Here is an 18,442-nt window from a genome sequence, read left to right as displayed (position 1 = left end):
GTGAGCGGCTGGTCCGGCACGGTCGCGGCCCGGAGCGGAGCATCCAGACGGGGATCGGGCCGGTGCCCGTCAGCCGGGTGAAGGTCCGGGACCGCGGCGCGAACGGTGAAGCGGAGCGCATCCGTTTTTCCTCGTCGATCCTGCCGAAATGGGCGCGTCGGACGCGAAGTCTGGACGCGCTGCTTCCCGTTCTTTACCTGCGCGGCGTTTCGACGGGCGACTTTCAGGAAGCTCTGGCAGCCCTGCTCGGCAAGGAGGCGGCGAACCTCTCACCCTCGGTGATCACGCGGCTGACGGCAGAGTGGACCACCGAATACGAGCGTTGGCAAAAGCGCGATCTTTCGGCGCGCCATTATGTCTATGTGTGGGCGGACGGGGTCTATCTCCAGGCGCGCATGGAAGACCATGCCGAATGCATGCTGGTGCTGATCGGCGCCACGCCTGAGGGCAAAAAAGAACTCGTCGGCTTCCAGACAGGGATTCGTGAGAGTGCGCAGAGCTGGCGCGAGCTGCTGGTCGACGTGAAGCGTCGTGGCCTGAAGATCGCGCCCGATATTGCCGTCGGCGATGGTGCGCTTGGCTTCTGGAAGGCGCTCGACGAGGTGTTTGCCGGCACCAAGCACCAACGCTGTTGGGTGCACAAGACCGCCAACGTGCTGAACAAGGTGCCGCTCGCCGTGCAGGCCAACCTGAAGACGGATTTGCGCGAGATTTACGGTGCGCCGACACGATCAGCGGCCGAAATGGCGATCGAAGTGTTCGCCGAGAAATACGGCGCGAAATATGACAAGGCGGTCGATTGCCTGACGAAGGATCGCGAGACATTGCTGGCGTTCTACGACTTCCCCGCCGAGCATTGGGATCATCTGCGAACGTCGAATCCCATCGAGAGCGTCTTTGCCACCGTTCGCCATCGCACGGTGCGCACGAAGGGCTCCCTATCATCGAAGACCGCCAGGCTGATGGTCTTCAAGCTCGTCATGGCCGCCGCGAAATCCTGGCGTCGACTGAAGGGACAAAATCAGTTGCCGAAACTGCTCGCAGGTGCCAAGTTCCAGGACGGGATCGAGGTCATCGAAATGAAGCCGCAAAGCGCCGCTTGATCAACCCCATCACCCAAAATCCATCATAGCTCTCCGGATCATTACGCCGCCTCTAAATCAGCAAGGAAAATCAAATGGAACTGATCGCTAATTCGCGCGAGGTGTTTACGCGCGCTTGGTCGATGGAGGCTTGTGGGCTTCGCGGCTTTTCTAGAAATCGCACAGCAGGTTGTCCCGCTGCTTGACGGCTTTGCTGCCGTGGTGGGTGTCCGTGCTTATTCTGTTGGCCGGCATGGTCGCGCGGGTAATGCTGCAGGCCGACCTACCGAATAACGCGTAATGAGCAAGCGAGCTAGAAGGGCGCTGATCGGCGCGACGGGTGCCATTGCTCTTGCGATTACAACCCTGATACAGCCGTGGGAGGGACGCGAACTCAAGGCGCACAAGGACATTGTTGGCGTCTGGACCATTTGCAACGGAGAAACCAAAGGCGTCCGATCGCTCTCTTGAGCCCGCCGCGACGGCGGAGTTGCCTCGTCTTGCACGGAGCCATGCAGAGGGGACAGGGCACTGGGTCAGTGCGATATTTTTGCAGGATCAAGCTGAGCGTATGTGAAGTGTCAAGTATGGCGTCGGTCTCGCAGAAAGTTCAGGCGGCCCGAACTTAGCATTGCCTGATGATCCTAGCGTCGGGTCCTTCAAATTGCCAGGAGAAGGGCAGGCCAGTGGACGGCGGGACCAGGCCGACAAAGAAGTCGACACTGTCGCTACGATTGAAAAGCAAAATTGCTGTCCTTGGGCCAGACGAGATCTCCTCCGCCAAGACATGCGTGAACTCGGCAACCTGACGCTTCAGTTGCCAACGATCCCCTGGAGCCGTTTTGACCCGCAGATCCATCGCGCATCTTAGATGCGTTCCAGCATGCGAATGGATGATATGAAGCGCATCATTGCGTCCCAAGCCGGTCAAGTCGAAAAACGGCGCGCGTCGGAGATCGAACAGCGCACGCGGCTTGACGTTCTCAAAGGCGCGACGGAATACAGCGCCGTGGATGTCCAGCATCGGCAAGCAAACAACCCTGCTTACCGGTCGGAAATCGAACAGGGAAAGTTGGCCTCTCTCGGGCCGTGGTTGTGGAGCGTCCACGCGTCGATGCGGATCGACCAGTTGAAGGTGTTGTCCCGCCGATTTCATTCGACGTTAAGTTCGGCTTCGAGTTCGGTGTACCTCTTGGTGAAGAGGGTTGATCGCACTGTCCATTGTGGCTCACCCATCGCAAATTCTCCGGTGAACTTGTCTTTGTAATCGCGGTCCTTGAGGAACGAACGTCGATATAGGCGGGGTGAAACGCCAACAAAGGGCCGAAATAGGACCTTGTCTGGCGTGGTGCGGTCGCTTTCTAGGCCCTTTGAATTTTTGGCCAGCGCCATCGTTGAATCCATAGTGATGGAATCGTTGTGCAGAGCCAGAGCGCGGCTCTTTGGATAGGGTTCAATATATTGCACTTCGGAGATACCGGCGCTGACAATATGCCTAGCACAATAATGGCACGGAAACGTGGTGACGAAAAGGCGACAACCTTTTGGTGAGACGCCAACGCGAGCAGCGGACAAAATCGCATCCATTTCTGCGTGCACTGCGCGGCTAAATTCCACCAGCCCTCCAAGTCGTGTTTTTCGAACCTTCGCGAGAACCTCTTCAGGGTTTTTGCCGTCGATCAATTCGGGGAACTCTTTGAAAAGCTCCTCGATAATGCTGTTTTGCTCCTTGTTGTTGCTACAAAATTTCGTCTCGCGAAAAGCGCAACGATGATCCTGACCATCACCCTCGATATCGAAGCTTTCGCCGTAGAGGCCCCCACCGAATTTCGGCACTTCGTTCGTTCCTGTGGAAACAACGTTGCCATTCGCGTCGACCAAGGCCGCGCCAACTTGTCGCGACAGGCAAGCGCTCCGAAGCTGTGCGGAATGAGCGTCGTTCATCGCCGTTTCGGATGCGGTGGGCCGAACAATTGTTCTGCCTGTGGCGAGATCGACAAAACGAAGCAACGCCTCGTTCATTCCCGTCTCATCGAGATTCTCCGTTTCGAGCGTGTTGTCGACGAAGAAATCGGCCTCGTGGAACGTATCGGTGACGTGCTGTCCGTGCTTTTCCGGGGCATTGGAATCACGGTCCATAAATTTCTCGATGCTCTCCCTCACCTCATGCTTATTTCGATCCTTGAGGTCGAAAAGCATGTTCAAGAGACGCTTGCGGCGCTGATCCGGTTCGCATACTACCCCGATCAACGTGAAAGCGTCCTGATACAAACGTCTTAGGAGGTGCGCCTCTGCAGGATGCCGCAGCGAGTCTATGATGAAGGCGCGTGGCTTGCCGTCGATATCGCCGGCAGGGAGCCCGGAAGCTTTTGATCGCAGCCCCCTGATTTCCTGGATCACGCCTCGCATGACGGCCGCATTGTCCGAGGCGGCCTCGCGGAATTCATCCCCCAGATTCTGCATCGCAATGCGATCGTCGATCGATTTGCGACCGGCTCTCGCCGGGACGGTTTTCCCGCTCTTCGTCGCCCAGTTTGCGATTACATTGCTCGCCTTGACGATGTGCACTTCGTAGGTATGGCCATCGATCTCGATCTCCTCCAGAAAACGCTTAAGCGCGGTCGCGGCCGTGCCCGCGCCGGCGCCTGCAGGACCGACAACCGCGACAAACAGCTCATTCGCGCTTGAATTCCTAAAAAGCTGCTGACTACTCTCCGCCGCTTTCTTTTCGGCAGGTTTCACACCACTTGCGATTTGACGCAATGCTGATCTTTTTTGGTCGATCATCCTCAGACTCACTCCCCAAAATAGAATACATCTCAACTGCGTCTGCCGTGAAGCTTGCGGATTGAGCTTCGTCGAATTTTACGCGGCGCCGAACGTCGTAACGTCGAATGAAATTGCGGCAGACGATCGTTTCAATGCTAATGGCGAAGTTCGCTGACTATATCCCCGCTAATTTTCAGGTTTCGCGGCGGCAAACGTCTGTTCTTGCGCCGAAACGCTAGCGGTCGCGCTGCTCGGAGGTACAATCCGCATGAGGGGAGAATCGATTTGCCAAAAATCGGCAACAGCGACATTATCGGCGAGTTGGGCATTACCTTCGTTCGCGGCGTTGTGCTGCGTATGGCGCAAACCTCCCTTCCGAGTGAGGCGTTCAGTGAGCCGGCTTGGTGGACTGAGGCACTTCTGAGTGGGACAACAACATCGAAAAACATTGGAACGGATTTGAATACTGCAAAGTCCCACCGAGCTCTAACTTGTTGACTTTTTTCGCTTTCCAAACACCCTCCGGGCCCACCAAATTATTACATATCAGGAGGTTACGCTCGTCGCGGGTCAAACGGCTCGGTGCGGAAAATGGGCATCGCGGCGTCCGCTCATATGAAACCGAATATAGGTGGAAAGGCGACCACGACGATCGCCGCCCACACCGGATAGACCGGCAGGTAATCCGTCTGCCAACGCTCGAGCCTGGTGAAGGATGCTTCGCCCTTCAGGAAGCGGATGTAGAGCACAGCGGACCACGCCAGATTGACCAGAAGTATGATGTTGAGGCCCAGGGCCGCTACGCGGTTCGGACTGAAGCCGAACTCAGTGATGCGCGCGGCTATCGCCCACAGCGCGACGGCGTCGGCGAGAAGCGCACTGATCACCAGCACGACCTGCACCGCGTCGAAGGCGCCAGGGGGCAAGCGCGGATCGCGGGCCGACAGGGAATAGAGCAGCAGGCCGAGGACCAATACCAGCAGAAGGTCGAAGCCGATGAGCAAGTTCCGCTCGATGTCCACGCCGCGTCCGGTCCACAGCAGTGTCCCGAGGAATGCGATCAGCACGGCGGCGAATAGGGGTGTGAACAGCCGCGCCAATACCGGCGCCATGTTCTCGATCACGCTCTGCTTGGCCTCCACAAGCCAGGAGCCGATCACGGCGGCCCCGGCCGCTCCGCACGGCAGCAGCCACGATTCGAAGAGAGGTTCGATGTCAATGCCGACAGCCTGGAACATCATCGCCATGAACGCGGTGAGGACACCACCGCCAAGAGCGATCAGGACGTAGTAGATGAACAGCTCGCCCGAGAAGCGGATGAAATCCATACGCCCGCCGATCTCATTCCAGCGCTGGCCAGCGTAGGCGATGCCCACCAGCAGCCAGAGCGAGATCGGCAGGTGCAGCGCAGAAAGTCCCTCAGTGGAACCGCCAGGCGCGAATGGATAAACATTGGCGACCACGGCGGCCGCCCCAAACATTGCCGCTAGCCAACCGATCGCACGAAGGTCCAGCCGTCGTTTCCAAGCGAAGTAGCCGGTCAGCGGGGGCAGGACGAACAGGCTTAGGTTACGGGCATAGAAACCGGCGTCAGCATCCAGCTGCATCCCGAAGAGCGCGGGCGCCTTGACGAGCACGGCGGCGGCCACTGCGAGCGAGAACGCAACGATCGCATCCTTTTGCAGCCCGACCTGCGGCTCCTCAGTATCGGAAGGGGATACAACCAGTTGCTTCCAGAGGCGGTCTGAGTGCTCGCGAGCGAATTCGCGCGAAAGGGCGTCGATCTCGCCCAGGCGCTTGACCGCTACCAAGAAAGCCTCGTCGGCCGCGAGGCCGCCCTTTCCGAGCACTGCGATCTGCTCACGCAGATGGTCCTCCAGCTCCGCCACGTCGACCGAATGGATCGCCTGCCGACGGCCGAGATAGTTCCGCCATCGGTCGATCTGATCTTCGAGCGATACTGCTTCACCGGTCGCCATCATCGTTCAGGCTCCCTGTGGCTGTGGCGTGGCTGACGCCGAGTAGGGAGCCGCGGCAGGGAAAGAGAGCGCCCGCCAGATTCCTCGTAGTGTAGCGTCCACCGCTTCCCACTGCCTTCGCTCGTCCTCGAGCTGGGTCTGTCCCTGGGAGGTGATCCGATAGTACTTCCGACGCCGGCCGCTCTCGGAGACTTCCCACCGCGCCTCGATCAGGCCGAGCCGCTCAAGCCGATGCAGAGCGGGGTAGAGCATCCCGTCCTTCCATTCCAGGCATCCTCCGGACAGCTGTCGAACCCGCTCGAGGATTGCATAGCCATAGTTGTCTCCTTCGGCGAGGATGGCAAGAACGATCGGCATTCCGGACCGCGAAGAGGATCGGCTTTGACCGCATCGCCTTCGGCACCGACATCGTTCTCGATCCTGACAAGTTCAAGGCCGCGAGCGAAGAGTTCGTTCATCGCACCAAGTGGTTCACGCCTGCGGAGATCATGCGGCAGGCGACGTCGACGAACGCTGAGCTGCTGGCGCTCTCCGGCCCGCGCAACCCCTATCCCGGCAAGCTGGGGGTGATCGAGGAAGGCGCGCTGGCGGACATCCTGCTGATCAACGGCGATCCTCTGGCGGACATCTCCATCCTGACCAAGCCCGAGGAAAACCTCGCGCTGATCATGAAGGATGGGAAGATCTACAAGAACGCGCTCGGCGGAAGCATGGAGCCCGGCGGGAAGTAGCGAGGAATTCCGCATGAAGTTGCGCACGCTGCTCACGCTCCAATTTCTCTACGCCGCGCTGGGGCTCGCCTACCTTGTGGTCAGCTACATGCAGATCAGAGGTGGCGGCGTACCGCTCAGCAAGGCGCCGCCCGGACCGTCGGCGCTGTTGTTTGTCATCTACGCGGCCTGCTTGGTGGGCTTCGGCGTGTATTACAGGCAGGCGCCCTATCGCATCGCGATGGCGATTGCGATTCCGGTGCTCGCCTTCGGTGGCGTGCTGATGAACATCGTCAGCTATTTTCAGACCGGGCTCGAAGGCTACAGCTCCTTCGCAGCTTGGGCGATCGGCGCAGCCATCAACACCTATGGCCTGATCTGGAACGTGGTCGCCGCAATCGGTGCGTATGAACGATAAGGCTGGATCTGAACCCCGCGGAGCGGGGACCCATCAGTCGGTACAGAAGAACTCACACTCGATCCCCGGTTCCAGCCAAGCGGTAATGAAGATCGCGGGCCTCGCCTTGGCGAAGACCCGCGCCTTCCGTCTGGCATACGAACCTCAGATCAACAGGTCGGAATGCGCACCAGCCGTTCCGGCCGCGAGTTGGGCCAGTATGTTGGCAGTTGCGGCGTCGGCCATATCCGTCGGCACGGGAACATCGACCTGATGGTACGCAAGAGCAGCCTCGGCAGCACCATCGCCCAATTGCGCAAACCACCCCTGGAACTGGTCGTGGAAATCCTCGGCGTTGGCGGCAGCTTCCACCGACGGCTGAAAACGCAGGTGGTCGTCGCGGAACGCCAGGTCGAGATTGGCGTCATGCATGGCGGCAGGCGCGTCGACGCTGTCATTGTCGGCCAAGGTTTGACCAGCTTGGCGGTCGCTGCGCACGTTGTCCCAATCGCCACCGCGCTTGAAGAATTCCGCAAGCCAGGTGTTCGACGACTTGTCGCCACCGTCAGTTACTTCGACAGGTGCGGGTGTCGGGGCGGCGCCGGAGTCCGCTCCAGAATCGTCCGCCGTCGCAGCTGCGCTCAGTGTTCCCGACGTCATGACCGGATCGACCAGGTCTTTCTTGACGTTCGTCGACCCGATCGTGGCCGTCTGGGTCGACGTTGCGATGCCGGTACCTGAAAAGGTTACCGTATAGGTGCCGGGCTTCAGAACGAGGTCATAGCCGCCCGCGGCGCTCGTCGTCGTCTTGAAAAGCTGCCCCGACGCATTCTTGGCTGTCACGGTGATGCCGCCCAAGCCTTCACCCAGATCATAGAAACGATCGTTGTCACGGTCGTCGAAGGCAACGCCAGTCAGGAACAGGTCGGTGCCCGTCTTGCCGAAATCCTCAGTGAGCATTGCGCTGCTACGGCCGCGATAATCGCCTACCTCAAAACCGAGACCAACCTCACGAAAGTTGGGGTTGAGAAGATTGGCCCGATGGCCGGAGGAATTCATCAAATTGGTGTGCAGGAGCTTCAGTTCATCCTGATAGCCCGTGGGTGTTCGGGTCGTCGCCCAGGCAATGTTTTCGCCCGTCGCCCAGGACCCCTGTAACGTGTAGCCCGCGGCTTTCATGCGCGCGGTCGAACTCGACCCGCCGGAACCGTTATGTGAAAAGACGTCCGCAGCAAGCATCCATTTGCTGTGCCCCTCGGCAGCCTCGCTGAGATCATTGTCGAAGGCCAGCGGTTGTACTCCCGCCTTTGCCCTTTCTGCGTTGATAAGTTCAAGCAGATACTGTTCATTCGCGCTGTGTTGCGGCATTCGGTGTCTCCCCGAAAACTGGATATTGTCGGTTGATCAGCCCCTATGCCCATGTCCACCCTACATGTTGCGTATTTATTAACTATGTCCAAGGTGCGGCACGAGGACGGCTAATTTAGGATTTGCGCAAGCATGTCTGCCGCAGGGAACAGGTGGCGAGATTAAGCGCAGCCATCTTCGGTGAGCATTGCCGAACGAAACTCGGCTCCCAAACCCTGGGCCTATCGTGACACCGAGATTGTGCCCGAACCGACCAGCAGGCTTACCGATGCCGAGCCTCGAAGCTGTCGGTCCGCGGTCGGCCAAACAACTGTCGGCTGAAAGCCTACAACATTGTCATAACAAATATTAAGGCTCTCGCCCGCCGGCCTGCGATGCGGCGCGATCAATCCTGGCCAATATCGGCAGCGGCCGCGACGATCGTTCTGCGCAGCCAGACATGTCGTGGGGAATCCTGGTGGCGGGCATGCCAGGCGAGGCTCATCACGACGCCACCTAGATCGAGTGGCGGCGGTGTCACGACGAAGCGCCGCATGTCAGCGGCCGTCCGAGCCAGGCTGGACGGCAGCGTCATGACAAGGTCGGAACGCGCGGCGATTTCGACGGCCGCGAAGAAGCTTGGGACCCGGACCTTCACCCGCCGTTGCCTGCCCAAGCGAGCGAGGATTTCATCGACCCACGCTCGGCCTGTCCCGGTGATGCTGACTACGACATGATCCAGTTCAAGAAACCGTTCCAACGTGAGCGTCCTGCCCGCGGCAGGATGCTCGGCACGCATTAGGGTTACAAAATCATCCTGGTAGAGCTTGCGTTTCCGGATTCCGGGAGGCGCGTCGTCGACTGCGCCGATGAGGGCGTCGACCGCGTCGGCTTCAAGCGCATCGATTGGCCTCATCCCTGGCGGTACCACATCGAGATCGACCGCCGGCGCTTGCTCCGCCAGGCTGGCGATCAGCCGCGGGCCGAGTACTGCGGCCTCAAGATCCAGCATCAGCAGGCGCACGGACCCAGTCGCCTGCGTCGGATCAAATGCTCTGCTGTCCAGAAGTTCGCTGACGCCTGCCAAGGTGTTGCGCAGTAGAGGCCGCATCTCCTCCGCGCGTGCGGTAAGCAGGTATCCGCCAGGTCCGTCAACCAGAAGTGCATCGGAGAAAAGTGCCCGCGAGCGCGCGAGCGCCCGGCTGGCGGCGGGTTGGCTCATGCCGAGCCGCGTTGCGGCTCGGGTTACGCTTCGCTCGTCCAGTAGCGCATCAAGCACAACTAGCAGATTGAGGTCGGCATTTCTTAAATTCACTTCACGCATGCATAGAATATTATCCATGCATTCGACGCATGGCAACGCGCCACCTATTCTCCAAGAGTTCAACCAGGAAAAGTGACATGTACGTTGTGCTTGGAGCAAACGGGCGAGCCGGTGGCGAAACCGCCCACGCTTTGATCGAATTGGATAAACCTGTCCGCGTCGTGCTGCGACGGCCGGAGCAGGCCGAAAAGTGGACGAAACTGGGGGTTAATGTAGCGATCGGCAGCATCGAGGATGTGCCAAGCTTGGCCGCAGCGCTGAGGGGCGCGGCGGGCGCTTTCCTGCTCTCCCCTCCGCCCGTCAGCGGCGATCCCTATAGACGTGCGGATGAGCTCGGCAGTGCACTTGCAGAAGCGGTGCGGGAGGCTCGGCTGCCGAAGGTGGTCGCCCTGTCCTCCGTCGGTGCTCAGCACGAGACGGGCACAGGCGTCATCGCAACGCTCAGGAGCCTTGAGAAGCATCTCGAGGGGGCGGCTCCGTCAACCACCTTCCTGCGGCCGGGTTATTTCGTCGAGACTTGGGGCGAGGTAGCACCGGCAGTGATCGCCGAGGGCGTGCTTCCGAGCTTTCTCGAACCCTCGAAAAAGATCCCGATGGTGAGCACAGTCGACGTCGGGCGCACCGTCGCCCGCCTGCTAAGTGACGACTTCAGCGGCAAGCGGATCGTTGAACTGAGAGGTCCGCAGGACTGGAGCGCGAACGATGTTGCAGCCGCATTCAGCCGGGTACTCGGTCGCCCTGTGGAGACCGCATTCGTTCCGCCCGAGGCTCGTGCCGCGATATTAGCGCAGGAAGGCGTGCCTCCAGAGGTCGCCGATGCGCTGCTCGGGATGTATGATGGCATCGCCCGCGGCAGGGTCGAGTATGAGGGAGGAACTGAACAGCGCCGCGGCTCCGTTGCGCTGGCCGATGCGATCGAACGGATGGTGCGGAGTATGGGAGAGGATGCTGGCGGCATGGCTGCCTGAGGCTGCGCTGCTCCCCTATTACCTCGGCGAGAACGCGAGGTTGATGACGTCCGGATCGACAGGCATGCTGTTGTCTTGGAATCCGATCCTGTGGATCCGGCCCCTCGGCTCGATGTGGAGATCGTCTCGACGGAAAGCGGATCGCAGCTATCCGCTCCGCAGCCAGCCGCGAAACGCCTGCCACCGCCATCGAGCGCTTGCGTGTGGAAGCGGCGAAGGCCCGCGTGGAGATCGGCCGCGAGCCAATTGAAGCGATTGCGGCTTCAGTTGGTTTCGCCGACCCTGAGCGCATGCGACGTGCTTTTATCAGGCGGTTCGGACATTCCCCCCAAGCCTTGCGCCGTGCGGCACGCGGCGGCAATGGAGCGGAGCAGCAGGCGGAGACGGCGCACAGCGTTCTTGAGAGTGCGGTGCCTACGCCATCCCGCCATTGACCACATTACTGCGATCAAACTTCAGGCAGCAATCTGGTACCGTGCAGCAGGATCAACGAGCGACAGTTTTGGCGCGAGCGCCCGCCGTGCGCGTTCATATACCTGCCAATCCGAGGCATCGGGCAACGATGGAATCGTGACGAGTTCGCCAAGGTCCAGACCGGCGAGCGCGGCATCGACCATCTCAGGAGCAGGCATCACGACTTCGGATGGCAGATTGGTGACGGGCAGACCGGCGGATGGGCTTACCGATTTCGGACGCGGCGTTGCAGGTGCCTTCGGGAGGGGCTAAGGTCGCGGCAGGCTGCTAGTATGCAGAGGAGCACCTGATATGGCGGGACGCGCGACGGTCCGCTGGCTGGTTCGCCTCACTCCAGTCTTGGGCTGCACAGTAGACGATCTCCTGAAGGTTCCACTGAGCCTTGATGTCTGGGAACGGGAAGCCGGCTCCGTCGTGGCGGCTGCCTCCGAGCAAACGATTGCCGAACTCGAGCGCCGGCGAATAGCTGGCGTCGAGCGCCTCCGCACGATCGCCGACTTGGAAAGTGACGCACCCAGCTCCGATCGCCTCGACGGGCAACCGGAGGGTCGCTGATCAGTTCTGCCTTATCGAACGAAGGAATGGTCGCATGAACCTCATCGCCAGGGTCACGTCTTCGGGACCGCAGAAGCCGCTTGGGGACGTTCTTCGGGTGCCGCTGGGCATCGACGTTTGGGAGGTCAAGCCGGATCACCTGATCCTTCGTGGAACCGAAGCTCAGTTGGACCGTCTGTCAAGCATGGGCTACCTCGTCGAGCAGCTCGAGGATGTGGCGCGGCACCTCTCCGCCTTCGCCAGGGCTGAGGCGGCGGAGCAATATCACTCGGCAGCCACCTTGGAAGAGGAGCTGCGGCAGCTCGCGGAAGCGAGACCGGACATCGCCGAGCTGATCGAGATCGGCCGAAGCATCGAGGGCCGACCCATCCTGGCCTTGCGGATCGGCGACCGCCGCGGAGGTGTTCCCAAGGTCCTTTTTATGGGCTGCCACCACGCGCGCGAGTGGATCGCCGTGGAGGTGCCCTTCCTGCTCGCGAAGGAACTCGTCGAGCGGGCCGACGAGGCGCCGATCGCAAGCTGGCTGACGAGCGGCGAAGTCTGGGTCGCCCCGATGGTCAACCCGGACGGCCATGAACACAGCCGGGCACAAGAGCGGCTTTGGCGCAAGAACCGTCGCAGGAACGACGACGGCTCGTTCGGCGTCGATCCGAACCGCAACTATGGCTACATGTGGGGCATTCTTGACGTGCCCACCTCCAGCCACGTGCCGAGCGACGAGACGTATGTCGGGCCGCGCGCTTTCTCCGAGCCGGAGACGCAGGCGGTCCGCGATCTCGTCGGCTGCGAACGCTTCGCCGGCGTGATCACCTATCACAGCTACTCTCAGCTCATACTCTACCCCTGGGGCTACACGGAGAAGCCCATACCGGACGTTCAGCATCGGGAGCAGATGGTGGGGATGGCCAAGGAGATGCAAACCCTGATCCAAGGGGTGCATGGCAAGATCTATGTCCCGCAGCCGTCTTCCGAGCTCTATCCAACCGCGGGCGATACAACGGATTGGACCTACGGGACCTACGGCATACCGTCCTTCACGGTCGAACTCAGGCCGCGCACCTTCCAGGAAGGCGGTTTCATCCTGCCGCCAGACCAGATCTTGCCGACCTGGGAGGAGAACCGTCCGGCTGCATTCCGGTTCATCGAACAGCTCGTAACGGCACCTGTGGCATAGCGGCGGGCGGAGCGGAGGACGACCGGTCCCGGAATTCCGGAACGAGTTCGATGGCACCCCGTTTAGGCGTGACGAGCTTCACCACCGGGGATCATGGTTCGGACCGCAGCCGATTTGCAAGCAAAGCTGGGGCGACAAGATAAAGGACAACGGCGATCATTACGACGCCTGAGAACCCGACATGCATAGCGAGCAGCGTGGCTAGAATCGCGCTCAGCACGGACGCACAGCCGTTGATTCCCCATGCCCAGGGAATGAATGTCTCCGAACGCGCGCCGACATGCCCAAGACCGAGCGGAAACGGCATGCCCATGAAAAGAGCGAGCGGCGCTACGAGGAGGAGCGCGATCGCGATCTTCGCGGCGTCCGGAAACGCCAGCAGCCTTTCGAATACTGAGGGCAGCGCGAGAAGGTAGGTGGCCGCCAGGACCGCGATAGCCCCCACAGCGAGGGCGATGCCGCGCACCGCCGAGCCGCCCCCGACCGCCGCTGCCCAGCGCGCGGCTATGGCGCTGCCGAGACCGGCGAAGGCGAGGAAGCCCGCTAGCACGACAGCGACGGCGTAGAACGGATGACCGAGGAACAGCACGAAGCGCTGGATGAAGGCGATCTCAATGAAGAGGAAGGCTAGCCCCAAGGCAAGGAAGTAGAGCCCGAAGCGCAGCCGGTGGAAAGCTTTCCCAAGCGTGTGTCTGCGAATCCATAGCGGCAGCAGGATCAGGACGGCGCTGAGGATGGCAGCCTGGACTAGGGTCGCCACGAGGATCAGGTAGCTCCAGTCGAGCATCGCTGCTCCGCCCTGGGTACGCAGCGATAAGAGTTCAGGCAGGGCGCGCCAGCGGAAGAAGTCGAAGAAATAGGGCCTATTGTCGGTGGCCGGTGCGATGGCGAACTTGTAGCGCGCGATGAAGTCGGCGCGCTCAGGGCCGAGGAGGGCGAGGGCTCCCTCGTAGAGGTATTCCTGGTCGAGTTGGTTGAAGCGGTTCACGTCGCTCGCGGAGATGCCCGGCACCCAAGAGATGTCGAAGAAGTTCTCGGCCGCGAAGCTGCGAACGGCCGCGATGTCTTCGCCTTTGAAGGGCGACTTGGCTATGAGCAAAGTTGCGGTATTCCAGCTCCGGATCAGCGCCAGGTGCCGGCCCGGCTCGGTCACGCCATCCGCCTCGAGCGATGCCATGGCGGTGGCGAACAGCTTAAGGCTGTCACGCGGCGGCACCCGCAGCCATCGTGTGATAGCGACGACACCGTCTGGTCCGAGCATCGCGAGGTAATCCCGCATTGCCTCCACGGTATAGGTGTAGTTTTCATGCAAGCTCTGCACGCCGGCCGCGGCCGCGCTGAAGGAATCGAGGAGCGGTATCTGGATCAGGTCGTAGCGCTCGCCAGCAGTTGCAGCGAAGGCGCGCGCCTCGGCCAAATGCAAGTGTAGGTTCGGTCGGCTGAAGATACCGCCAGCAAAGTCGGAGAAGCGATTCCGAACCAAGTCGATCATTTGTGGGTTGACCTCTACCGCATCCACGGTATCGGCCCTGGCGCGCAGCGCTAGCAGCACCTGCTCGCCGCCTCCGACGCCGAGGATTAGCACCCGCGGCCGCTCGAGGATGCGGTACGGCAGAGCCGCCGTCGTCCGCTCGAGGTAGGCGACCTTCGCCGGATCGCCTCCATAGGCGGTGATCGCCGCAATACTGTCGCCATCGGTGAAGACGGCGAGTTGCGCGGGCGGCTCTTGGGTATTGGCAAGGCTGAGGCCAGGCGCGTAGCGGAAGGGGACAGTCGGACTCTCGACAACCGTCAGTAACCCGAGCGGGCTCGACCGCTCCTCGATCACCCGCGCGTTCGGAACCTCCAGGGCCATGTGGAGGCCCTTATACTGTGACATATGCGGCTCAGGGGCCGTCCAGGACGGCGGTAACAATACTGCAACGAACGCCGCTGCCAGCCCGAGGCTACCCGCTGCGAGCCACCGATAGCGGACCATGCCCATCGCGGCAAAGGCGGCCGCTGCGAAGCCCAGTGCTACAACGAAACGCAACGCCGTAGATGGAAAGACCAGGAACAGGAGCCCGACGATACCCAGCGCTCCGATCCCTGCACCGGCCAGGTCGAACGCGTAGACGCGTCCGATTTGGGCGGGATGGCGGCAGAAAGCAAGGCCAACGCAGATCGCGCCAAAGAAGAACGGCAGGATCAGAAGCGCATAGCTGGCCGCGAGCCAACCAAGCTGTCGCGGATCCCAGATGATCTCGAGGGCGTTGAACGGCAGGCGTTGGGCGACGGCGAAGCTGGTGACCGCGGTGATGCCGAACAGCGCTGCCGACGCCGCGAAAGCAGCCGAATAACGCTCCACGAGCCAGCGCTGGGTGAGCGCAATGAACGTACCGCTCGCGCCGAAGCCCAAGAGAGCGATGCTGATGATCATATAGGCAAAATGGTGCCATTGAACGATCGAAAACAATCGCATCAACAAAACTTCGTAGGCGAGAACGGCTGCCGAGATGAGTCCGACTGGCAGCATGCGGCCCGCTCTCACCGGGAAGGGCCTCCCCGCAGCGGAACGAAGCTCACCGGTAACAGCTGCCGGGTCGTGACGCCTCCGTCTCGGCGCTTCTCGACGAGCATGAGAAACTGGGTTGCAAAGGGGCCTCCCACGGGGATGACCATCCGGCCTCCCTCGGCGAGCTGCTCGACAAGGGGCGGCGGGATATGGCTGGCAGCCGCGGTTACCAAGATGCCGTCGAAGGGCGCGTGCTCAGGCCAGCCGTAGTAGCCGTCGTCCACCTTCACCTGGACGTTGTCGAAGCGGGGCGCCGCAAGTTGTGCCGCTGCCCTCTTGCCCAGTTGCGGGAGAATTTCGATCGAGTAAACCTTGGTGGCGAGCGGCGACAGGACCGCTGCCTGATAGCCCGAGCCGGTGCCGATCTCGAGAACGGTGTGGCCAGGACGGACATTGATCAGGTCGGTCATAAGCGCGACGATAAAGGGCTGCGAGATCGTCTGACCGTGCCCGATCGGCAGGGGCCGGTCATCATAGGCCGCGCCGCGCTGTGCCTCGGGTACGAAACGGTGGCGTGGCACCGTGGCCATCGTCTCGAGAACCACCGGATCGATACCCCGTGCCCCGGAGCGGGCGTGTCCCTTGATCGTCTCGATCATGGCGGCACGCTCGGCTGCGCGGTCCTGGGCGGGCGCCGATGTCGAAACGAAGGCGGCGACAATCGCGACAAACGCGGCCAGCAACGCTCGGCGCTGGGCTAAAGCACTCATGAACCTCACCTGGCTCACGACGTCGAGAATAAAGGCGGCGACCCCTATGAAGCGAACGCCGCTCCGATCTCACCAAACATGTCGCAGCACCCGGCCCGGATCAACCCCGTTGAGGGTTGATGGTAGGTCAGAAAGCGTCTTTCGCCTCAGGTTCGGGGGGCGACCGCATTACGCACCCCTTTACGGGTACCAAAGATCTCGCGGTTATCGCGAGGAACCGCTGACGGTGCGCAAGCGCGGTGGCCGCAAGCGGGCCTTGGGGACACGGGCCGATGGCGATACTGCAGGATGCTAACCAGCGCAGGAGCCTCACCGTAAGTAGTAATCCCTCAGCCGTATTCGACACTCTCCACCTGGAAGCGGTCTTGCTATGCTCTCGCGGGCCACGCACGAGTTCGTGTCAATCCGCTCGCAGCAAGGATCGCTTGCAGCCGGCGAGTCGTGGAGGTTTCGGTCATGGATCATGGACAGAGGTCCGGTCTCAAAGGATCGGCACGCGCCACGCTAAATCTCATTTTTCTCTGCCTGGTTGCGCTGCTTGGATCTCCGGCAGGAGCGCAATCGGGGACTGGCGACAGGTTGGCTCCACAAGACACGGTCGAAATCCGCGTTTCAGGATGGAGTGCCTTGCCCGGTGGCTCTGCGGAGGCGCCGCGGCTCACCGGCGCTTTTACGATTGGGGCAGCCGGGTTTGTCGAACTTCCTATCATCGGGCCCGTTCGGGCCTCAGGTCTGCGTGCGGATGAGTTGGCGAAACTGATTGCCGATCACTTGCAAGCCAGAAGCGACGTTGTCGAAGGTCCAGTTACGACCATCCAAGTCAAGCAATATCCAGCGTTTGCAGTGCGAGGCTTGGTGGAACGTCCGGGCAAATATCCGTATCGCCCCAACTTGACAGTTCAGGAAGCTGTCGAGGCAGCAGGGGGGGTAGCGCAGCTCGCGCAGACGTTGTCCATCTCACGTAGCGTGGGTCGCGAACGAGAGTTCACGGTTGCGAGGAACACGTTGGTGCTGCCCGGCGATATCATTTCGGTAAGCCAAACGTCGGCGCCCGAAACGCTATCAGCGCGCACTTCCACCAACAATTCGTCGGCCACCAATACCGAAGAGCGCGAGATTGCAATGCAACAGAGTGTGGCCGATTCGGAGCAGAAACGGGAACGTTCCAAGGTAGATTCACTACAGCGTAAATACTTGGCCGCCCGCGGGGAAGTCGAAGCAGTTCGCAAGGAAGCGCTTGCCGCCCGCCAGGCTGCCCGTGACGATGCTGCCCTGTACAGTCAGAGCCTCGCTTCAGCGCGTCAACGGGCTGCCAGCTTGACTCAGGAACTCAGTGCGATGCGGGCCGATCTCGACGCAGCCAAGGCGCAACTAGCGCTGGAGCAGAACACTGCATCGCGAGCCACCGCGCAAGCACGTGTAGTTGCCGATGCTAGGGCACTTCAAGCGCGAGCCCTTGAAGAGCAGCGACAAAGAGCCGATCGGCTCGCCCGCGACCTGGTTTTGGCGGAGCGCGAAGTCGAAGGCTTGAAGGCAGACGCTGCTATCGCTGCTCGCGCGAAGGCCGCCGCACTCAGAGACAGGCAAGCCGCCGAGGCCTTGGCCAACAGCCAGAATGAGTTGGTGGAGCGCGAACGCGTCAAAGGTGCAGCGCTGAAGCAAGAGTTCTTTGCGGCACGTCGGGAAATCGAGCAACTCAAGAAAAGTGTGCACCCGGCCGGCGACCGGAGCGGGGATGCTGTTCGAAGCGAGTTGGCTGAGGCGCGAGAGGACCTTGATGCGATGCGGGCCGATCTCGACGCAGCCAAGGCGCAACTAGCCCTGGAGCAAAACACTGCATCGCGAGCCACCGCGCAAGCACGTGTGGTTGCCGACACCAAGGTTCTTCAAGCGCGAGCGCTCGAAGAACAGCAGAAAAGAGCCGATCGGCTCGCCCGCGATCTGGTTCTGACGCAACGCGAAGTCGAAGGCTTGAAGACAGATGCTGCTATCGCGGCTCGCGCGAAGGCCGCCGCACTCAGAGCCCACCAGGCTGTGGAAGCGACCTTGGCTGACACGACACGAGCACTTGAAGAGGGGCGACAAACGGTGAAGCGCTTCGGGCGCGATCTCGCCGCGGCGAGCCAGTCGATTGACGCTCTGGAGGCACGCGCAAAACAGGCAGCAGCCGCTGCGGCCGCTGCCTTGCAGGCCCGACAGGTGGCCGAGGCTGCTGCAAAGCGGGCTGGTGAAGCACTCGCCGAGGAACGCGAGCGAGCGGTTCTAGCGGCACGCGATCTCGATAGTGCTGGCAAGGAACGGGACGCAGCAAAGCAGGAACTAATTCGCGTCTCAGAGGAGCTTCGCGCAGCGTTGGAGCAAGAGCGCGGAAAGACCGTTGGTCTAGCCCGCGACGTCAG

Annotated in this window: 16 protein-coding genes and 3 pseudogenes; 10 read left to right on the top strand and 9 right to left on the bottom strand. The window is 61.3% G+C overall.

All coding sequences use genetic code 11. From position 1 onward, the window contains the following. Window positions 1-1,103, top strand: a 1,103-nt coding sequence (locus F3H98_RS29255) for an IS256 family transposase (RefSeq protein ID WP_149764366.1), incomplete at its 5' end; no start/stop codon positions are given. Between the two features lie 279 nt (window positions 1,104-1,382). Further along, window positions 1,383-1,553: a glycoside hydrolase family protein gene (locus tag F3H98_RS32710; protein ID WP_425294892.1), complete on the top strand. Its 171-nt coding sequence runs from the start codon at window positions 1,383-1,385 to the stop codon at window positions 1,551-1,553. A gap of 154 nt (window positions 1,554-1,707) precedes the next feature. Here the strand turns inward: F3H98_RS32710 and F3H98_RS29250 are convergent, their stop codons facing one another. The 4 genes from F3H98_RS29250 to F3H98_RS29235 form a co-directional block, all read right to left on the bottom strand. Beyond that, window positions 1,708-2,112 (bottom strand): hypothetical protein, encoded by a 405-nt coding sequence (locus F3H98_RS29250; protein ID WP_149764364.1) that lies wholly within the window; start codon window positions 2,110-2,112, stop codon window positions 1,708-1,710. Between the two features lie 122 nt (window positions 2,113-2,234). Continuing rightward, window positions 2,235-3,869: an anti-phage dCTP deaminase gene (locus F3H98_RS29245; RefSeq protein ID WP_149764362.1), complete on the bottom strand. Its 1,635-nt coding sequence runs from the start codon at window positions 3,867-3,869 to the stop codon at window positions 2,235-2,237. A gap of 593 nt (window positions 3,870-4,462) precedes the next feature. Further along, window positions 4,463-5,833: a permease prefix domain 1-containing protein gene (locus F3H98_RS29240; RefSeq protein WP_149764359.1), complete on the bottom strand. Its 1,371-nt coding sequence runs from the start codon at window positions 5,831-5,833 to the stop codon at window positions 4,463-4,465. A gap of 3 nt (window positions 5,834-5,836) precedes the next feature. Continuing rightward, entirely contained in the window at window positions 5,837-6,187 is a 351-nt protein-coding gene (locus F3H98_RS29235) for a PadR family transcriptional regulator (RefSeq protein WP_149764357.1), read from the bottom strand. Between the two features lie 131 nt (window positions 6,188-6,318). Between F3H98_RS29235 and F3H98_RS31435 the strand changes: the two genes are divergently transcribed. Both F3H98_RS31435 and F3H98_RS29225 read left to right on the top strand, forming a co-directional pair. After that, on the top strand, window positions 6,319-6,561 hold the full coding sequence (locus F3H98_RS31435; protein WP_188130635.1) for a hypothetical protein: 243 nt from the start codon (window positions 6,319-6,321) through the stop codon (window positions 6,559-6,561). 13 nt (window positions 6,562-6,574) lie between these two features. After that, window positions 6,575-6,958: a hypothetical protein gene (locus F3H98_RS29225; protein ID WP_149764355.1), complete on the top strand. Its 384-nt coding sequence runs from the start codon at window positions 6,575-6,577 to the stop codon at window positions 6,956-6,958. A 144-nt stretch (window positions 6,959-7,102) separates the two neighbouring features. On the opposite strand, the gene F3H98_RS29220 is transcribed toward F3H98_RS29225, so the two are convergent. Continuing rightward, entirely contained in the window at window positions 7,103-8,305 is a 1,203-nt protein-coding gene (locus F3H98_RS29220) for a CAP domain-containing protein (RefSeq protein WP_149764353.1), read from the bottom strand. Window positions 8,306-8,690: 385 nt separating this feature from the next. Then, on the bottom strand, window positions 8,691-9,608 hold the full coding sequence (locus F3H98_RS29215; protein ID WP_149764351.1) for a LysR family transcriptional regulator: 918 nt from the start codon (window positions 9,606-9,608) through the stop codon (window positions 8,691-8,693). 77 nt (window positions 9,609-9,685) lie between these two features. On the opposite strand from F3H98_RS29215, the gene F3H98_RS29210 reads away from it, so the two are divergent. Both F3H98_RS29210 and F3H98_RS32090 read left to right on the top strand, forming a co-directional pair. Continuing rightward, window positions 9,686-10,576 carry an NmrA family NAD(P)-binding protein gene (locus F3H98_RS29210; RefSeq protein ID WP_149764348.1) on the top strand — a complete coding sequence of 297 codons (891 nt, stop codon included), beginning with the start codon at window positions 9,686-9,688 and terminating at the stop codon, window positions 10,574-10,576. A 173-nt stretch (window positions 10,577-10,749) separates the two neighbouring features. Beyond that, a pseudogene (locus F3H98_RS32090) lies at window positions 10,750-11,010 on the top strand (helix-turn-helix domain-containing protein); the annotation flags it as partial. 21 nt (window positions 11,011-11,031) lie between these two features. Here F3H98_RS32090 and F3H98_RS31430 read toward each other — a convergent pair. Then, window positions 11,032-11,247: pseudogene (locus F3H98_RS31430) on the bottom strand (SDR family NAD(P)-dependent oxidoreductase); the annotation flags it as partial. A gap of 94 nt (window positions 11,248-11,341) precedes the next feature. Here F3H98_RS31430 and F3H98_RS29200 point away from each other — a divergent pair. Further along, window positions 11,342-11,605 carry a hypothetical protein gene (locus F3H98_RS29200; RefSeq protein WP_149764346.1) on the top strand — a complete coding sequence of 88 codons (264 nt, stop codon included), beginning with the start codon at window positions 11,342-11,344 and terminating at the stop codon, window positions 11,603-11,605. A 34-nt stretch (window positions 11,606-11,639) separates the two neighbouring features. Continuing rightward, the gene (locus F3H98_RS29195; RefSeq protein ID WP_149764344.1) at window positions 11,640-12,779 is read left to right on the top strand and encodes a M14 family metallopeptidase; all 1,140 of its coding nucleotides are present in this window, start codon (window positions 11,640-11,642) and stop codon (window positions 12,777-12,779) included. A 91-nt stretch (window positions 12,780-12,870) separates the two neighbouring features. Here F3H98_RS29195 and F3H98_RS29190 read toward each other — a convergent pair whose 3' ends face one another. After that, window positions 12,871-15,198, bottom strand: coding sequence for a polyamine aminopropyltransferase (locus F3H98_RS29190; RefSeq protein ID WP_244621985.1), 2,328 nt, complete (start codon window positions 15,196-15,198; stop codon window positions 12,871-12,873). Window positions 15,199-15,305: 107 nt separating this feature from the next. After that, window positions 15,306-16,043 (bottom strand): protein-L-isoaspartate(D-aspartate) O-methyltransferase, encoded by a 738-nt coding sequence (locus F3H98_RS29185; RefSeq protein ID WP_149764340.1) that lies wholly within the window; start codon window positions 16,041-16,043, stop codon window positions 15,306-15,308. Between the two features lie 199 nt (window positions 16,044-16,242). Here F3H98_RS29185 and F3H98_RS31425 point away from each other — a divergent pair. After that, window positions 16,243-16,369, top strand: a pseudogene (locus F3H98_RS31425) (IS3 family transposase); the annotation flags it as partial. 130 nt (window positions 16,370-16,499) lie between these two features. After that, window positions 16,500-18,442: polysaccharide biosynthesis/export family protein (locus F3H98_RS29180; protein WP_149764337.1), on the top strand; the 1,943-nt coding region annotated here is incomplete at its 3' end.

The organism is Neomesorhizobium albiziae, from assembly GCF_900114255.1.
Classification (GTDB): domain Bacteria; phylum Pseudomonadota; class Alphaproteobacteria; order Rhizobiales; family Rhizobiaceae; genus Neomesorhizobium; species Neomesorhizobium albiziae.
The sequence above is the reverse complement of the archived record's forward strand: the minus strand, read 5'-3'. Positions and strand labels throughout refer to the sequence as shown.